Genomic DNA, 17,456 nt, shown 5'->3' with positions numbered 1-17,456 from the left:
TAATGGCGGATCGAAACAAACGGCTTGACTCCAACATCCCCGGCAACTTTTATGTCGATGCGACCTGTATCAACTGCGACACCTGTCGCCAGCTGGCGCCGGTGAGTTTTGAGGAAATCGGCAGATATTCGGCAGTCAGTCATCAGCCGATGAGTGGACCGGACATTCATCGAGCCTATCAGGCCCTGCTCGCCTGTCCTGTCGGGGCTATCGGGACCGAGCAGAGCGACAAAGCCTTACTTGAAACAGCGATGGCAAGCTTTCCATTGTCTATCGATGATGGTGTGAGTTATTGCGGCTTCAACTCCGAGAAGTCGTTCGGGGCCAACAGCTTTTTGATCGAACATCCGGATGGGAATTGGTTGGTCGACTCTCCTCGCTATATCAAGCATCTCGTTGAGGCATTCGAGCGACGGGGCGGCATTGCCTATATCTTTCTCACGCATGAAGATGATGTGGCCGATTCGGACAAGTATGCGGCCCATTTCGGCGCCAAGAGAATCATTCATCGGGCGGATGGGAACGCGGCCCCAACTGAGGAACAGATGGTCGATGGAGAGGAGGCAAGCCGAATCGGATCGGATTTCCAGATTATTCCCGTGCCTGGCCATACGGCGGGCAGCATGGCATTGCTCTATCGGGAGACCTTTCTGTTTACCGGCGATCATCTCTGGTGGAACCCCCATATAAAGGCGCTGGAGGCTCCCACGCGTCTGATTTGGAACAAAGCAGCGTTGCTTGATTCGATCGAGAAGCTCTTGGATCATCGTTTTGAGTGGGTGTTGGCTGGGCACGGGGACCGGGTACGCCTATCGGTCGAGGACATGCAGGCACAGTTACAAGCTCTTGTTTCACGTCGTCAACGACGTGGTATCGCGTCCTAACGAGTTCTATGTCAGTTACTGAGTGGATCGATCGCAATATTCTTTCCCTGGGCCGCGACATGCGGCTGTCGTATCTCCCACCGCTCATGGTTTACGTCGCCTACGGGATTTCCGGTCTCACCGGGATCGTCGGGACGTTTTTCGTCAAAGACTATCTTGGCTTATCTGCCTCATTCCTCGCGGCGTTGGGATTCTGGGCTGGGATTCCCTGGGCGCTCAAGATGCCGATCGGTCATACGGTCGATCTGCTCTGGAGGTGGAAGAGTTGGCTGGTCGGACTTGGTGCAGGGCTATTGACGGTGAGCCTTGCCATCATGGCTGCGTTGATTGGTGATCGAGAGGCGATGACCGCCATCTTGCCGGCGGAGGTCTGGTATGTGATCAGCGTGTTACTGGCTCCCATCGGGTATGTCGTTCAGGATGCGGTGGCCGATGCCATGACGGTCGAGGCCGTTCCTCGCGTCGACGAGCAAGGGCGAGTGTTTGATGATCAGACCCGTAAGTTGATGCACACCACGATGCAGACGCTCGGCCGTGTCGCCATCGTCGGTGGCGGGATCGCGGTCGCGCTGGTGAATGTGTATGTCTTCAGCGGAACCGAGGGGATGCCGCAAGCGGAGCTCATTCAACTCTACAAGCGGATCTACCTGATGGCGATGGTCATTCCTTTCGTTTCGGTGATAGGTGTGGGGGTGGCCTGGTGGTTACAGCGAAGCCAGAAGCAGAACCTTGTCCAACAAGGGTTTTCGGTCGAACAGGTCGAGCAGATGGTCAACGTGCGTGATGTGGAAGGCGAACCGACGAAGCCCAATTGGTGGATTCTGGGTGGGAGCCTGGCCTTTGTGCTGTTCACGTTGACGGTCGGTCTCGGCGGGTTTCCGTACAGGGAGGAGATCGTCTTTACAGGCTCTATGACCATCGTGCTGTTCTTGATGTCACGGCTGATGCGGGAGCTGGAGCCGGATAAGCGGCTCACGTTGGTCGGTACCGCTGCGGTGGTCTTTTCGTTACGCGCGATTCCGGGGTCGGGTCCTGGTGCCACGTGGTGGATGATCGACGATCTCAAATTCGATCAACAGTTTCTCTCTGTGCTGTCACTCATCGGCGGCATCGTGGCGCTCGTCGGCATGTTTGTCTTTCGTCGCTTTATGGCCGAGCGATCGATTGCCTACGTGGTCGGGTTTTTGACCATCGTGGGGACGATCCTTGCCCTACCGATTACGGGGATGTATTACGGACTGCACGAATGGACGGCGAGCCTCACCGGTGGAATCGTCGACGCGCGATTCATTGCCTTGGTCGATACAGCCTTAGAATCTCCGTTGGTGCAGATTTCTATGATCCCCATGTTAGCCTGGATCGCCAACTCGGCTCCGGCGAATCTCAAAGCCACGTTCTTTGCGGTGATGGCCTCTTTCACGAATCTGGCACTTTCGCTCGGTCAATTGGGCACGAAATATCTCAATGAGATCTTTGTCGTCACACGAGGAGTCAAGGACCAAGCCACTGGCACCATCCAAACCCCTGCGGATTACAGCCAACTCGGCGAGCTGTTGATCGTGCAGTTGCTGCTCGGATTGATCATTCCCTTCTCAGCGATCCTGTTTGCGAGGCTCACAAAGTTTAAGAGCGTGTAACCGTAAAAGGTCGGGAATTGGAAAGGGAGAACGCCTCGCTTCCTACGGACGCCCATGGGCAAATATGTTGCGGTACATGGACAGCGATGAAGAGCGGATTTGACCTGCGGTTTACAACCCTCTCCTAGTGATAACTCAGACCACCGAACCCCACGAGAAACCACAAATCAGGAGTCCGGCATAGGTGATGCTGATGGAGATGGTTTGTCCTGTCCTGGTAGCAGTGTGGTAGCAAAATCTGATCGTGGGGATGTGTCATGATAGACTCCAGGTCATAGGAGATCAGCGTAATGGCCTTTCGGATTCTGAAAAGGCGCATTGGCAGCCAGAAGGTTAAACGACGGAAGGAAGTTGTGCGAGGCAATTAGCCCAATGAGAAAGAAAAACGACAGGAACTCGCTGAATGTGATGCGATCGCCTCATCTTCGAAACACCCATAACTTCGCGTTCAAGGTCTAAGGATACTGTGACTTATGGTCAAGATTGAAATACAGGGGTGGGACGACAATAAAAAATGGGCGAGTTGGCCCAAGGATAATCTTGTTAGGCGGCTAGTCGAAGCTGGGATGCTTCGTAGAGATGCCAAGCAGTTAGCAGATCAGGTTTTTGCGAAGAAAAGCGTAACAATCCATTTATCTGAAGCAAAGCACACAGAAGGTATTCGTCATGTGTTGGAATCAATGGGTGCAGCGGTGAAAGTTGAGAAAACGGCTTGATACGCGCTTTTTAGAGATTCCCGGACGATTTGCATATTACATGAAGGAAATTCATTACACCATTACCCACGGCTTCTTAGTTCGCAGCCACTCGAAATGCCATGAAATAACAATAGCTTATTGAGGTGGTCTTGCTGAATGACGGATGGTCTGGAAGAGGTGAGGCCTGAGCTCAGGTTCGCTCAAGCGCTTCTGTTGCCCACTGGGTCAGGGCTTCCGCATCTTCGAGCACATCAATCGGGACTTCGTAGAAGGACTTGAGTGTCTGCTTGGCATTAGGCCGGAATGGTTTCATGCCCTGTTCCTTGTAGCGAGGCAGCGTGGTCTCGGTGACCTTGAAATAGAGGCGACCTTTGTGAATGATGCCGAAGAATGTGGCGTTGCGATAGAGTCCGTACCCGCCGAACATGGCGCGAGCAGTCACGCCTCGCAGGTCCGCTAATTGATCAAGGACAAAATCTTTGAAGCCATCACTCTTTGCCGCCATTCATCATCCGGGCTTTCGTGCCGAAACCATTCGTACGGCAATCGGTAGGGCGATGAGTGACCCTTTCTGGTATTGCCCGGCCGTCTGGATGATGTTTCCTCTGGCCTCGGTCTGTTGCGCCGGGCTGAGCTTCGCCCAAAGATTTTGAATCGGCGCGGCGATGTCCATCAGGCTGGAGAAATATTCCTCTACCGCTGAAAATTGGACATCACCGAGAAATTCGTGTTCAGAGATGTCCGTGAATCCAGCTTGCTGCAGCATACCCGCGAGTTCCCCCGGTTTTGCCAAACGGAAAATACCCGGGGCTGTTGGATCTGGTGGCGGAATCTCAATGAATTGTTTGATGATGTCGATGGGTATCTTGAGGTACGGGTTCTTATCCGGCGCAGACCAGACCGCCGCCGCGAGCCAGGTGTTCGGTTTGAGGATGCGGGCGATCTCGGCAACTGCCTTGGGAATTTCCGGCAAGAACATCAGGCAGAAGCGGGTTGTCACCGCATCGAACGAAGCAGCTTCAAACGGCAACGTCGTGACATCACCCGTTCGGAAGGTGGTATTCGATAGTTCCAGTGAAGCGGCTTTTCGTCTCGCGGCGTCGAGCATCTGTTCAGCCAGATCGATTCCTGTGATGCTGCCAGTCGCCCCGACTGTCTGTGCCGCGAGCAGAGCAGGATAGCCGGTCCCTGATCCGAGATCGAGCACGCGCATACCCGACCGTACCCGAGCATCGGCGACCAGCCGATGATTCAAGAACGCCATCTGTTCGTCAAAGAAGCGGTCCCACTTTTCCCAGCCGCCGGCGACGCGGTTCCAATCCTGTCGTTGATTCTCAATGACCTGTTCAGGTGATGGCGACATGGGGACATTACCTCAGTGATTGTAGCGTCTGGCGCATCTCTTGGAGCTCGGACACAAAAAGGTCTAGATGTTGGTCCCGTTGTGGTTGTTCATCCTTGAACTTCCAAAGCCGTTTGAAGATCGTCTTGAGTTCCTTGTTGTGAGTGACGGCCAAGGCATAGGTCGGCTGTTGTCTCGTCGATTTGTCGATGCTGCAGACGCTATCGTCGATAGCATGAAACTGATTATGGAGATCGTCGAACGCCTGATCGACCCCCTTGCCGCCTTTTGCTTTCAGGGCGGTCGCTTCCGCCATCGTCGTCAGGTTGATCAGTGTTTCAACGCCGGTCTCACCCTTCGCCTTTGCGGTAAACTCCTTGGCATGAGGGTAAAAGAGATAACTACAGCCGCTCGTGCTCAACAGGAGCAGCCCTATCAATACGAGTCGCCCGTTCCATCCCATATGCGGTCCTTTCTCCAAGTGGCTGATTAAGCAGGAAGAACCTCACCCCATCACCTGACGTGACAGGGGAGGTTCTTCGCTTACGAGAAATGCAAACTAGACCTTGACTGTTACAGTTTGCACGGCTGCCTGAACCTTGGCTGCCATTTCCGGTGGGATCGACTCCAGCTTGTGGCATTGCTTCGCATGAGTGGCCACGAGCTGCATCAATTCCGCCTCTGTTTCAGCCCGTACTTGGAACCCGCAGCCCCCGGATGGTTGCACGTCCAGACAGCCGAGTTGTTTGTACTGTTTGTCTGCCATGATTCTCCTCCTCTGGTTTGAGAGTGGGATCGTGATGATTGGTACAGATGGCCGGGAAGCTGTGGGACCCTACCGGCAAGACCGTACGTTCCCTACTCGGGTTGTATAGAATCGTTCGTCCGGCTCACGTTAGCTGCGATGGTAGTGGATTCGTCTAGGGAGATCAACTCTTGATATGCGTTGGCTTTGACTTGTAGGGTCTGTGGCTGTGCATTCACGGTCCGACTCGGTGTGGGGGTGTCTCAGGACAAGACATACTGCTGGTGGAGGAACAGGGGTACTTGTGGTGACTCTCTGGAGGGAAGGGTTATGCGAGGCAGCAAACGAATGTGATGGGGGTAAGCTCAGTGGACTGGGAGAACATGAATACGAGACGACGACAGTCCTACACGGACTTCCCGATTCCCAGTAGATGGGCACGGTTCACAACACGAGAAGGAGGGAAGATCAAGCTCTCCCCCCTTCTTAGGGCGTCACGAGCAAGCCGGGAGTCAGGTCCTGGTCAGGTGGTTGTGTCGCTGGCATTTGGCCAGAGAGACAATGAAGCTCCAACCACCAGATAGACGATGCCCATGATGATGGCCCCGAGGTGGAGCTCATACCATGCGTTCATCCCAAGGAATAGCTCGTTCAGAATAAGAGCCAGAACCAGCATCACGAACCCAATCCAATTGATGAAACTCAGGCCCATGGGTTGTCTCCTTTCAGTGATGGGGTATGCCCAGCTAGTAGGCCCCTGTTGATAATGAACTGCTGCTGATGGCGTTGCGTTGCGCTCCAGAATTGTGGTTCTTGAAGGTTATGAGTGGTCCAACTCATATTCGCGCTTCCTGGTAAGTCGGTTCTCCCCGCAAGGAAAGCCATATCCCGACAGCGAGATAAATGATCGCTGGGAATATTGTGGACAGATTGAAATCGTACCACACGTTGAGGTACACGACCTCATTGAAAAAGAGTGTACTGAACAGCATCACAAATCCGATTACGTTAAACCAGCGAATGGCCACGGGAGCTACCTTTCGTTAGCGGTCTAGCAGACTCAGTCGGTATATCGGCTTTTCTTTGTGCTTGCAGCAGTAATATCGCAAGAAATTGTACGTCAGGTTGATCGAGAAAATCTACGGGGAAATAGCGGGCTTCTTCTTAATGAAGCTGGGGAAAAGATGGTTCGGATTATCGCCCATTTAGACATGGACGCGTTCTTCGCGGCGATTGAGGAGCGAGATACTCCCGCCCTTCGAGGTATCCCGCTGGTAGTTGGGGCAGACCCTCTGGGTGGGAAGGGGCGCGGAGTGGTGTCTACGTCGAACTATTTGGCGCGTGCGTACGGGATTCATTCGGCGACACCGATTTCCACGGCGTGGCGGCTGTCAGAGGCTGCACGTCGGGCTGGAAGGCCGGCGGTCGCTTTTGTCTCGGTCGATATGCCCAAGTACGCGCGTGTCTCAGATGAAATCATGGGTATCGTCAGGCGATTCATTCCCGTCGTGGAGCAGGCGAGCATCGATGAAACCTATGGTGACTTGAGTTTCACGGAGTCCTATCGAGCCGCAACATCGCTGTCCCGAGAGTTGAAGGCTGCGATCCATAGGGCAGTACGGCTGACAGCCTCAGTCGGTATCGGGCCGAACAAACTGATCGCCAAGATTGCATCGGGGATGTCAAAGCCGGACGGGCTGACGGTCGTCTGTGAGGAGGAAGTCGAGTCGTTTCTGGCACCGCTTCCACTGCGGGCCATCCCTGGCATCGGCCCTAAGACGGAAGCCCTGCTTGCGAGGCAAGGGTTCACGTGCGTACAGGATATGAAATCGTTGACGGCCTCACAACTCGATGAATTGCTTGGGAAACGCGGGGTCGATCTCTATGAAAAGATTCGTGGCCGAGATATTACCCCGCTTGAAGAATATGCTGAGATCAAGTCAATCAGCGAGCAGCATACCTTCGAGGCCGATACACTCGATAGCCAGCGACTACTCATGGAACTGGAACTTCTCGGCCAGGGTGTGGTGGAGCGGTTGCAGCAGGAGGGATTTCAGTCATTTCGGACAGTTGTTCTGACTGTCCGATTCGCCGATTTCAAAACTACATCACGTGCCCATACGATGGCGGAACCAGCCGGCGATATGGCAACGCTGCGCCGAGAGGTCTTGAGGTTACTCATGCCGTTCCTCGACCGTCGCGAAAATCCTCATCGTCAACTCATTCGCCTGCTTGGCATTCGCGTGGAAAAGCTGGTGTGCTCGATCCCTCTGGTCTAATTCTGGGCAAGTGAGTGAGAGGGACAAGCCCGAAGTCATTTCTGGTGGTGCGTGAATTCATTTAGGGAAAGCGGCGCTTTTTTAGCGTGGTCATACGTCTAATTGTGTGTGCCTTTTCCTTCATTTGAAAATATCTAGAAGAATCAATGAAGTGGGAAGGTAATCCACCGGAAGAGTGAACTCATTTCCCTTCGCTTTATGGATGGAGCCTTATGAAAGAAAACGCAAGGCGAAGTAGGCAATCCCCGCAATACTTCAGTAGAATCATTGTAGGGGAATCCAAGAACGTTTCACAGGTACGACACTTGCTCAACATGCACACTGTTGTGTGATAAAGCGATGTCCGAGGGGAAACGTCTCTAAAAGCGAGTGATGGCCAATATGGGAAATCTGAATCTCACAGTTCTATCGGTGGCTACCAGTAAAGAATCGAAGGGCCTACGTTCAGATCGCCGGCGAGAGGTACGGGTTGAAGGGGCCAAGGTTTGTGCCTACAGTCTCTGCGAATCGATAGAAGGTGAGCGGCTCATGATCGAACAGGGAGAGGTCTACAGTCTAAACCGCAGTGCGTGTGGGATTCTCCTATTAATGGGTAGCCAGCCAGGCAATCAACAGCTTCTGGAACTTCATGTCCCTCAGCCCCGGTGGGAATATGCCGTGAATCTTTATGAAGTTCAGTGGAGCAAGATCCTGCCCGTTGAGTCACACGGCAATCTCTTTCTAGTCGGTTGTCGCCTCCTACTGGGAACATCTCGATACTGGGCATTCAGCCCGCAGTAAGAAGATCCGCAAGGCTCCGCCTCAAGAAAGAACAAGCCAGTCAGCGTATTTTCGCGTCTCGACAGATTTCTTCTGATTCTAAATGCGCGGGAGTTCCCCACCTGGCAGGGGGGGTGAGCTGGGCGCCGTCTGTTGCTGGCCATCGATGAAACTCCATCACCAGCATCAACAGGGCATGGTTCTTCATGCGGCCTTCTGGTAAATTAGAGGAGGGAAGCGCGTTGGTAGTGTGGCGGAGAGTCAAGAAGATTGGGACGTTGTATTGATGAGCGCGAGCTTGTACGGCAGTGCAAGGGATCAGCAGCAAATGATGTTAAGTCTGCTAGTATTACAACTGTGTATGGAAACTTGTTGGATCTCCAGCGTTTGAGTAGTTGGATGACAATATACAGAGTGGATCAAATCTTCCTAGGGGTTGATGCTGACCGATGACTGAAGGCTGTGCTTTCGCTTGCTTCAATTGGCAGTGACATCATTGACATGCGTTACCGTCCTGAAATAGATGGCTTGCGGGCCATCGCCGTCCTGCCCGTCATATTATTCCACGCCGGTGTTCAGCTTTGCAGTGGGGGCTTTATAGGCGTGGACGTGTTCTTTGTCATCAGCGGGTACTTGATTACTACGATTATTCTGGCGGAACTTGAGGCCGGTCAGTTTTCACTGCTGAAGTTTTATGAACGACGTGCCCGGCGTATTCTGCCCGCGTTGTATCTCGTCATGGCGGTGTGTTTACCCTTTGCCTGCTTGTGGCTCATGCCGAGCGACGCGATAGAGTTTGCGAACAGTGCCATCGCGGTGTTGGTGTTTGCGTCGAACATCTTTTTTTGGCAGCACAGTAATTACTTCGATGCCGGTACAGAGCTGAAGCCGCTGCTGCATACGTGGAGTTTGGGGGTAGAGGAGCAGTTTTACGTCCTATTTCCACTCGTTCTGATGTTTGCCTGGCGCATGGGGCGAAGGAGAATTGTAAAACTTGTGGCAGTTGTGGCGCTCCTCAGCTTCGCGGTAGCTGTGTATCTGAGCAGCGCGAAACCGGTCGCGGCGTTTTTTTTATTGCCGACTCGTGCATGGGAATTGGCCGTGGGTTCCCTTATCGCGTTCTACCTGGAAACGAACGAGCGTGACCGGATCCCTCTGGTTCTCAAACAAGTGCTCAGTCTCATTGGGTTCGGATTGATCGTTGTCGGAGTCCTGACTCTCAGCAAAGAGACCCCATTTCCTGGTGTGTATGCGTTGATACCCACAGTCGGTGCCGGGTTAATAATCGTGTTTGCCTTGCCGGACACATTTGTTGGGCGGTTGTTGATGAGTAAAGTGCTCGTTGGGGTGGGGCTGGTCAGCTACAGTGCCTACTTATGGCATCAGCCGTTGTTGGCGTTTGCCCGCCATCGAAGCCTGACTGAGCCTGATGAAGTGGTTGTCGCAGGCCTTGTCGCTCTTGCCTTCGGTCTCGCCTATGTCACGTGGCGGTATGTTGAAACGCCGTTTCGTCGTGGGGCGCTCATCTCGAAACAATTACTGTGGAGAGTGTCGTTGGCTTCTGCGGTGGTGCTCGTGGTTTCCACTGTCGGTTTGCAGCTGGCTACCGTGGAAGGGAAAACTAAGCTCGCGACAGACATGGAAGCGCAATGGCGAATCTATACATGTTTTTTTGAAGTGGACCAGCCCTATACTACGCTCTTGCAGAACCACTGTGACGGGGCATCAGAGGCATCCTCCGTTCAGACACACGATGGTACGTCCCGACCCTCGAATCGATTTGTATTGTATGGAGATAGCCTCGCTGCCCAATTATACCCAGGGCTTGTACGTGTGCTTGGTGAGGATCGCATCATACAACTAACAGGTGGGTCTTGCTGGGCCGTGCGTGTGACGGAGGGGCGGTGTGCTGATTTTTACGACTGGTTTGTGAATGACTATGTCCCTAACCATAAATTGGATCCAATTATTGTGTCATCCAACTGGTTGCGGCTGTATGAAAAAATCGGCAACGAAGAATTTCGACTTCAACTCGCTGAGTTATTTGAGAAATTGAAGGACCATCGAGTCATCATCTATTCTCAGGTCGCCCGGCTCTCAGCCGACGTGCAGCGGTATACTTATAAGCTTGAGATGTTTGAGCAAGGGATTCCCAAGACTCTCAAGTTAGGGACGGACGACTTAGATGCTGTGAATGCCGCCCTTTCTGAAGAGTCTGAAAAGTTTGGTTTTGAGTTTATCGATATCTCCCAGTTGTTCTGCGATCGATCTCAGTGTGATGTGGTGAAAGACGGGGTGGTGTATTTTGGAGATAGACTTCATCTAACCACGCCAGGTTCCGTCCTCGTCGCGCAATTGACACATGGCATGTTGACGCGAGAGCACACTGCCCCCCCTTCTCGGGGATGGGATACAGCGGGCGACGCCAGCACTGTTGGTAACGAGGCGCTCATGGTCCGCAACCTAGATGGTACTATCCGATACTGGAGTCCTGAGGCCAAGGCTCTGTATGGATGGGAACCTCACGATGTCTTGGGGACCACTTCCCATCGACTGCTCAAGACGGTATTCCCTGTTTCGCTTGATGTGATTCAAGAGGAGCTTCGCGCAAAGGGGAGGTGGGTAGGGCAGCTCATCCATGTGCGTCGGGATGGATCACAAGTCACAGTGAGAAGTCAGTGGAGCCTCACGCGGAGTCCCACTTCTCAAGATCAACCGGCTACGGTGATCGAGGTCAACGATCCCTTGGTTGCTCCCAGCTCGGAATCTTTCGAGAGAGAGGTGGAATTGCTGTCGCTCCTGCGTCAACCGAGATGCTCGAGCAGTTCTTCTCAATGCCAGCAGGTTTCTTGATTAACAATTGATTGCAAGCCGAGATAGCCGTATTCTGCCCGCGTGGTCTTCTGGTTTGTTACCCTCTATCTCCTCCTCTCTATCGGCATTGGACTGTTCGCCGCGACACGCGTGCAAAATTCCAAGGACTTTGCCGTGGCTGGGAGGAGTCTGCCCTTGCCGGTGGTCATCGCCACTGTGTTTGCGACGTGGTTCGGTGCGGAAGCCGTGCTGGGCATCTCTGCCACATTCGTCAAAGAGGGGCTTCGCGGCGTCGTGGCCGATCCATTCGGATCCAGCATGTGCTTGGTGCTGGCTGGGTTGTTTTTTGCTCCTCGGTTGTATCGCCTCAATCTACTGACGGTCGGAGACTACTATCGTTATCGGTACAACCGTACGGTCGAAGTCCTCTGCACGCTCTGCATCGTCGCCTCGTACGTGGGGTGGGTGGCGGCCCAATTCAAGGTACTGGGGCTGGTCTTGAATGTGGTGACAGAAGGTGAGGTCAGTCAGTCGGTTGGGATCATCATCGGCGCGGCGATTGTGCTGACCTATACAACCTTTGGAGGGATGTTCTCAGTCGCCGTTCTCGATTTTGTGCAAATCTCAGTGATCATGGGAGGCCTCCTCTACATAGCGACGATCGTCGGAGACTTGGCGGGTGGTGTGTCAGCGGTGATCACCCATGCAGCGGAGGCCGGTAAGCTCGACCTGTTTCCGCCGCCGACGCTCAGGGAGTGGATTCCATTTCTTGGAGCCTGGATGACCATGATGCTTGGATCGATCCCGCAGCAGGATGTCTTTCAGCGGATCACCTCGGCGAGGAATGAGCAGACCGCCGTGCGGGGGGCGCTATTGGGGGCCGGGCTCTATTTCGCATTCTGCTTTGTCCCGATGTTTCTTGCGTACTCGGCCACGTTGGTGGACCCTGCCAAGTTTGGGGCCTTGATGGAGCAGGATTCGCAGCTGGTATTGCCGACATTGATTGTGCAGCATACTCCGATGGTTGCACAGGTGATCTTTTTCGGGGCACTGTTGTCGGCAGTGATGAGCTGTTCAAGCGCGACCTTACTAGCGCCGTCGGTGACGCTCAGTGAAAATGTGCTCAAGCCATTGTTTCATAATCTGAATGACTCAGAATTTTTGCGCCTGATGCGCATCGTCTTGGTGGCGTTTGCCTTGCTGGTGTTGGTCATTGCGCTCTGGTCTGATGCGACCATCTACAAGCTTGTAGTGAGCACGTACAAAGTCACGTTGGTAGCGGCCTTTATCCCACTGTTTGCGGGACTGTACTGGAAGAGAGCAACGGCACAGGGAGCCTGTTGCGCCATCGTCGCCGGCCTTATGAGTTGGCTGCTGTTGGAACTGGTGAGTGAACCGACCGATGTATGGCCTCCGCAACTGGTTGGGTTTGTGGTAGCGGGGGCTGGAATGATTATTGGATCGCTGTTGCCGTCTCTAACGGCTCAACACAAAACTCCTCTGAGGAGGGCGGAGGGAAAGTAACAGTCGGCTGTTTCTTGAACGGATGCTGCCTCCTCGTCAGTGCTCTATCGGGCAGGCTAATGACTCAGTGTGAATCGCACGGCACGGAGGAGGTCCGTTGGCGAGAATGGCTTCTGGATCACCCGCCTGGCGCCGAAGAGTTTCGCAACGTTCAAAAAGTTCTGATCACCGGTTGCGCCGGTCATGGCAATGACTTTCGCGTCCAAGAATTCTCGAGTCAATGCCAGCGTGACCTCCATCCCATCGCGTTCAGGCATCAAGATGTCAGTGATCACCAGATCAGCGGGGCTCTCTCGATAGAGTGTGAGCCCTGCGTGACCGTTTGTGGCCTCTCGGATCTGATGCCCGTCTCCTTCAAGGATGTGACGCAAGAGCATTCTGACCGAATCGTCATCATCGACAATCAAGATCGAAGCCATGCTGCTCTCCCCGTGGCCAGATGGATGCACAGGCAATCCCGTCAGACTCTGCTATGCCGCTTGCTTCATGACGGAATGCGTATTCGTATCAAACTCCTCTTCAGCATAATCGAGTTCATCGGTTGAGCCGGTGAGTACTGGGTGTGGCCTCGTCCGGCGATGTTCCTCAATGAGTGGATCATGGACATTGCCGCAATTCATACAACGATAGCCGCTGGCCCACATATGTCCAATAGTACCGTCAAAATCCAAGAAATGCTCTCTCACCATCAATCCCTGACAACGTGTGCAGCTCATGGTCATTCTCCCGGTTAAAGGGGTGAAGCAGCTGGTCCTTGTTAGAAGAAGCGTAGCCAAGCAGCCGAGGGACAGGTAGACACCAATGGAGTACTCCGGAAGCAGGGCTCCAGGGGAGGCACGCTTACTGTTCATGGGGTCTGCCAAGCCTTCTACTACCGATTCTGAGGGCGAGAGGGGACATACCAGCGGTATGGGGGAACAGAACCATTTGTGTCCAATCTTGTTGAATAATTTGGGTTGTTCATTATCCCATCACAGTTTAAGCCCGTTTCCGTCCGTTTGATCAAGTTCTTTGCAGGCTGAGCCGATATCGGTACTGCACAGGGCTCTGGTCTACAGGGAGGATTATCGTGCAGGCAATCTGTCTGCTGCGACGTGGTCAGTTACAAACGATGCGCACCGCCGTTCGGGCTGTCGTAACCGTGATGATACTGCTCACGATGGGCGGCTGTCTGATCAAGCCACATCCGATGGAGAATGGAGAAATCCATGCTCGAGCGGTCAAGGACTTTCTTGCCATCTCCGCTGTGGACGAGCCGGTTGCTGGGCCGATTGATCTGTATGAGGCGATGGCACGGGCGGTCAAATACAACTTGGATGCGAAGGTCAAAGCGATTCAAGTCCAACTGGCGCATCAGCAGTTGAACGTGGCGCACTATTCACTCCTCCCGCAAGTCGCCGCCAATGCCGGGTTCGATGGACGGAATAATTTTGCCGGCGGAGTTGGGCAATCGATTCTCACGGGGCGCCAGGCGATCGAACCCTTCACCTCATCCGAAAAGAACGTCCTGGCCGGCAACCTTGCATTAAGTTGGGATGTGCTCGACTTTGGCCTGTCGTTCGTACGCGCACAACAGGCAGCCGACAATGTGCTGGTGGCAGAAGAGGAAAAACGGCGTCTGGCGGTGCGGTTGATCCAAGATGTCAGAGGGGCCTATTGGCGGGCGGTGAGTGCGGAACGGGTGCTTCCTCGAATTCAGTTCTTGGACGATTCCGTGAGTAAAGCCCTGGAGAGTACCAGGCAGATTGTCGGCCAGAAACTTCAGGCGCCGTTGACGCCGCTCAATTATCAACGAGATTTGCTCAATATCCAGCGTGAAGTGCGGCGACTCTTTCGTGAACTCAGTACTGCGAAGCTGCAGCTGGCTTCCATGATCGGCTTGCCGCCCGGAACGTCGTTTGATCTGGTCGTACCTCCCAGAGAAACCGCGATTCCCGTCGTCAACTTGGATAGTCAGAAGATGGAAGAGCAGGCACTCTTGCTCAGACCAGAGTTGCGCACCATCGACTATAAGAAGCGCATTAACGCCAAGGAAGCCAAAGCGGTGTTTCTGGAATTATTCCCGAACCTCAAGGTCTCGCTCGGCGGCTACTATAACAGCAACAGTTTCCTCTTGTATCAGAATTGGCTCAGCTATGCCGCCCAGGCAAGCTGGAATCTGCTCTCGGTGTTTCGAGCGCCGGCCAAACTCAAAGCAATCGAAGCAAACGGCCACATGCTGGATGTCCAAAGCCTGGCGCTCAGCATGTCCATTCTGACGGAGGTCCATGTTGGCGCAACACAGTTTGTGCTGGCCAAGCAGGAATATCAGGATGCGAGGAATTACCAGCAGACACAGAGTGCAATTGTGGAGCAGACCAAGAACTTGTGGCTGACTGAGCGCACGAACGATCTCACACTGATTCGAGAACGAGCCAACGATGTCGCTGCCGATGTCCGGTTGGACACGGCGCGAGCCGGATTGGAAACGGCCTACGCCACCCTGATGGCCACCATGGGGGAAGAAGCGGTTCCTTCCAGCATAGCTGAACAAAGTGTGGCACAACTAACGGAAGCGATCAGGGAGTATTGGGAACCCAGTGGGTTCACGATGTCGGGAGGAGAAAGGAGAACGGAGCCTCATGCGACACCGGCAGCACACTAGTGTGGTAGCAGCCGTGCTCCTGACCGCAATGACGATGGGCGTTCCATCGACGGGGTGGTCGAAAGGAGACCGATCGGCACAGGGAACAAAGCAGGACGTGGGAGTGGCTCGGGGAATTGTGAAGGCGGTTTCACGGGCCGTGCTCTATGCCCAGATCCAGGGGCGGGTCAATCAAGTTCCGTACAAAGAAGGACAGCGATTTGCCAAAGGGGCAACACTGGTGCAATTGGAGTGTGACAAGTATCAGGCCGAATTGGCGGCGGCTGCTGCGGAGTACGAAGGGAAGAGCAAAACGTTTCTAAACAATAAGGAGCTTGCCAAACTCAATGCAGTCAGTACGTTGGATCTGGAGGTCTCGGAGGCCGATGCCAAAAAGGCCGATGCCACAAGGCGGATCGCGGAGATCAATGTGCGTGGGTGCCATCTGGACGCGCCATTTTCCGGGCGTATCGTCGATGTGATGGTGCATGAACACGAGAACGTGTTCCCCAACGACAAACTACTGAGTGTCCTGGATGATAGGAGTCTTGAGATTGAACTGGTCTTGCCGTCCACGGCGTTGGCGTGGCTTAAGAGGCAGGCACGGTTCACTTTTATCGTAGATGAGACAGGCCTGGGCTATGCAGCGAAGGTCAAGGAAATCGGAGCGGCGGTCGATGCCGCGAGTCAGACCGTGAAAGTGACCGGAGTGTTCGACACCCTTCCCAAAGACGTCCTGAGTGGGATGAGCGGGTCCGCGCAATTTATGGGGCAGCCCTAGCGATGGCAACGACGGCCGAACCGACCGCGCAGCAGCTCCCGGCACTGATTCACCTGGCGGCCCTGACGCATTTGGAGGGGCAGGTCCGGGCGGCGAAAACCATTCAAGAACTACAGTTTCTCTCTGTCAACGAGACGCGGCGACTGATTCCCTACGATCAGGCCTTTCTGTTCAGCAATTCCGGTGCGACGGGCGAGGCGTATCGTCTGCTGAACGCAGCAAGCGTTGCCGTTGTGGATCGCGATGCCCCAGTGATCGTGTGGCTTGAAGAGGCGGTGCAAGCGCTGCGCCAAGCCGGGGCCGCGAGCGAGCAACCGATGGTCGTGACGGAAGAGTTGCTGCCGGAATCACTCCGCAGTGGCTGGCGGGAATTCGTCAAGGGGCAAGTCTTTTGGTGTCCGTTACAACATCCTGACGAAACCCTGCTAGGCGTGTGGTGGTTCGAGCGGGATTTCCCGTGGGCAGAGAACGATGTCGCCATCGTCCATCGGTTGGCGGGGAGCTATGCCTATGCGTGGAAGGCCCTCTCGAAGAAGGAGCGAAGTTGGTCGAAGAAGATCAAGAAGCCGACCTGGTGGTTGATTCCCATCGCCATCGTCGCCGCGCTGTGCATTCCGATCCGAATTTCATCCGTGGCGCCGGTCAAAGTGATGGCCAAAGATCCCATCGTCGTGAGTGCCCCCATCGACGGGGTGATCGCCGATGTGCTTGTGCCTCCGAACCAAATCGTGCAAGCCGGCACGGTACTATTTCGGTATGAAGATACGACGCTACGGAACCAATTCCTCGTCGCGGAAAAACAATTAACTGTCGCACGGGCGGAGCACAGTCAATCCATCCAAGCAGGGTTCGGCGATCCACAACGGAAAGCCGAGGTGCCGTTGAAAGAAGCGGAGGTTGATCTTCGACAAACCGAGCTGCAGTACGCGAAAGAAATGCTCAATCAGGTCGAGGTCATCGCTCCCCAAGCCGGGTTGCTGCTGTATTCAGACAAGTCCGATTGGATCGGCCGGCCGGTCACTGTGGGGGAGCGGATCATGGAGATCGCCGATCCCAAACAGATCGAACTGCGCATCGATCTGCCGGTAGCCGATGCCATTGTGCTCAAAGAAGGCGCCGAGGCGCTGATCTTCCTCAATGCGCTCGCACTGGAATCGTTTCCTGCGACCGTCGTCCATGCCAGTTACCACGCTGAGGTTCTGCCCGGCGACGTCCTGGCGTACCGGGTCACCGCAAAGCTCGCCACACCGGATCCCCGTATTCGCATTGGATGGCAGGGCACGGCCAAGGTCTATGGCGAGCAAGGGCCGCTGGCCTATCTGCTCCTGCGCCGTCCAATCACCGCGCTTCGGCAATGGATAGGCTGGTAA

Annotated in this window: 17 protein-coding genes; 10 read left to right on the top strand and 7 right to left on the bottom strand. The window is 54.4% G+C overall.

What is annotated here, in order from left to right; translation table 11 throughout:
• The first annotated feature begins 2 nt into the window (after positions 1–2).
• The 3 genes from COMA1_RS11625 to COMA1_RS11615 all read left to right on the top strand — a co-directional run bounded on the left by COMA1_RS11625 (position 3) and on the right by COMA1_RS11615 (position 3,237).
• Entirely contained in the window at positions 3–884 is an 882-nt protein-coding gene (locus COMA1_RS11625; protein ID WP_090748607.1) for an MBL fold metallo-hydrolase, read from the top strand.
• Between the two features lie 8 nt (positions 885–892).
• Positions 893–2,521 carry an MFS transporter gene (locus COMA1_RS11620; protein ID WP_090748605.1) on the top strand — a complete coding sequence of 543 codons (1,629 nt, stop codon included), beginning with the start codon at positions 893–895 and terminating at the stop codon, positions 2,519–2,521.
• Positions 2,522–2,994: 473 nt separating this feature from the next.
• On the top strand, positions 2,995–3,237 hold the full coding sequence (locus tag COMA1_RS11615; protein WP_090748602.1) for a hypothetical protein: 243 nt from the start codon (positions 2,995–2,997) through the stop codon (positions 3,235–3,237).
• A 172-nt stretch (positions 3,238–3,409) separates the two neighbouring features.
• On the opposite strand, the gene COMA1_RS11610 is transcribed toward COMA1_RS11615, so the two are convergent.
• From COMA1_RS11610 to COMA1_RS11590, 5 genes are all read right to left on the bottom strand, one after another.
• Positions 3,410–3,724: a TfoX/Sxy family protein gene (locus COMA1_RS11610; RefSeq protein ID WP_090748600.1), complete on the bottom strand. Its 315-nt coding sequence runs from the start codon at positions 3,722–3,724 to the stop codon at positions 3,410–3,412.
• 3 nt (positions 3,725–3,727) lie between these two features.
• Positions 3,728–4,582: a class I SAM-dependent methyltransferase gene (locus COMA1_RS11605; RefSeq protein WP_090748598.1), complete on the bottom strand. Its 855-nt coding sequence runs from the start codon at positions 4,580–4,582 to the stop codon at positions 3,728–3,730.
• Positions 4,583–4,589: 7 nt separating this feature from the next.
• Complete coding sequence (locus COMA1_RS11600) at positions 4,590–5,024, bottom strand: hypothetical protein (RefSeq protein ID WP_090748596.1); 435 nt, start codon at positions 5,022–5,024, stop codon at positions 4,590–4,592.
• A 96-nt stretch (positions 5,025–5,120) separates the two neighbouring features.
• Positions 5,121–5,327, bottom strand: coding sequence for a DUF1059 domain-containing protein (locus COMA1_RS11595; RefSeq protein WP_086425849.1), 207 nt, complete (start codon positions 5,325–5,327; stop codon positions 5,121–5,123).
• Between the two features lie 502 nt (positions 5,328–5,829).
• Positions 5,830–6,018: a hypothetical protein gene (locus COMA1_RS11590; RefSeq protein WP_090748593.1), complete on the bottom strand. Its 189-nt coding sequence runs from the start codon at positions 6,016–6,018 to the stop codon at positions 5,830–5,832.
• 472 nt (positions 6,019–6,490) lie between these two features.
• Between COMA1_RS11590 and dinB the strand changes: the two genes are divergently transcribed.
• The 4 genes from dinB to COMA1_RS11565 all read left to right on the top strand — a co-directional run bounded on the left by dinB (position 6,491) and on the right by COMA1_RS11565 (position 12,682).
• Positions 6,491–7,585, top strand: coding sequence for a DNA polymerase IV (gene dinB, locus COMA1_RS11580; RefSeq protein WP_090748589.1), 1,095 nt, complete (start codon positions 6,491–6,493; stop codon positions 7,583–7,585).
• Between the two features lie 381 nt (positions 7,586–7,966).
• The gene (locus COMA1_RS11575) at positions 7,967–8,365 is read left to right on the top strand and encodes a hypothetical protein (protein ID WP_141654319.1); all 399 of its coding nucleotides are present in this window, start codon (positions 7,967–7,969) and stop codon (positions 8,363–8,365) included.
• A 480-nt stretch (positions 8,366–8,845) separates the two neighbouring features.
• Positions 8,846–11,197, top strand: a complete 2,352-nt coding sequence (locus tag COMA1_RS11570; RefSeq protein ID WP_141654318.1) for an acyltransferase family protein — start codon at positions 8,846–8,848, stop codon at positions 11,195–11,197.
• A 42-nt stretch (positions 11,198–11,239) separates the two neighbouring features.
• Positions 11,240–12,682, top strand: a complete 1,443-nt coding sequence (locus COMA1_RS11565) for a high affinity choline transporter 1 (RefSeq protein WP_090748583.1) — start codon at positions 11,240–11,242, stop codon at positions 12,680–12,682.
• Positions 12,683–12,738: 56 nt separating this feature from the next.
• Here the strand turns inward: COMA1_RS11565 and COMA1_RS11560 are convergent, their stop codons facing one another.
• Together COMA1_RS11560 and COMA1_RS11555 are read right to left on the bottom strand one after the other, a co-directional pair.
• Positions 12,739–13,101 (bottom strand): response regulator, encoded by a 363-nt coding sequence (locus COMA1_RS11560; RefSeq protein ID WP_090748581.1) that lies wholly within the window; start codon positions 13,099–13,101, stop codon positions 12,739–12,741.
• 51 nt (positions 13,102–13,152) lie between these two features.
• Positions 13,153–13,398 (bottom strand): hypothetical protein, encoded by a 246-nt coding sequence (locus COMA1_RS11555; protein WP_141654317.1) that lies wholly within the window; start codon positions 13,396–13,398, stop codon positions 13,153–13,155.
• A 353-nt stretch (positions 13,399–13,751) separates the two neighbouring features.
• Here COMA1_RS11555 and COMA1_RS11550 point away from each other — a divergent pair, with 353 nt between their 5' ends.
• The 3 genes from COMA1_RS11550 to COMA1_RS11540 are packed head-to-tail and all read left to right on the top strand — an operon-like array spanning position 13,752 to position 17,456.
• Positions 13,752–15,326 carry a TolC family protein gene (locus COMA1_RS11550; protein ID WP_090748577.1) on the top strand — a complete coding sequence of 525 codons (1,575 nt, stop codon included), beginning with the start codon at positions 13,752–13,754 and terminating at the stop codon, positions 15,324–15,326.
• Entirely contained in the window at positions 15,304–16,086 is a 783-nt protein-coding gene (locus COMA1_RS11545; protein ID WP_090748575.1) for an efflux RND transporter periplasmic adaptor subunit, read from the top strand. Before COMA1_RS11550 ends, COMA1_RS11545 begins: the two co-directional genes overlap by 23 nt.
• Positions 16,087–16,088: 2 nt before the next feature.
• On the top strand, positions 16,089–17,456 hold the full coding sequence (locus COMA1_RS11540; RefSeq protein ID WP_090748573.1) for an efflux RND transporter periplasmic adaptor subunit: 1,368 nt from the start codon (positions 16,089–16,091) through the stop codon (positions 17,454–17,456).

The sequence above is a fragment of the Candidatus Nitrospira nitrosa genome, assembly GCF_001458735.1.
Classification (GTDB): domain Bacteria; phylum Nitrospirota; class Nitrospiria; order Nitrospirales; family Nitrospiraceae; genus Nitrospira_D; species Nitrospira_D nitrosa.
Note: the sequence above shows the minus strand (reverse complement) of the source record. Positions and strands in the feature narration are given on the sequence as shown.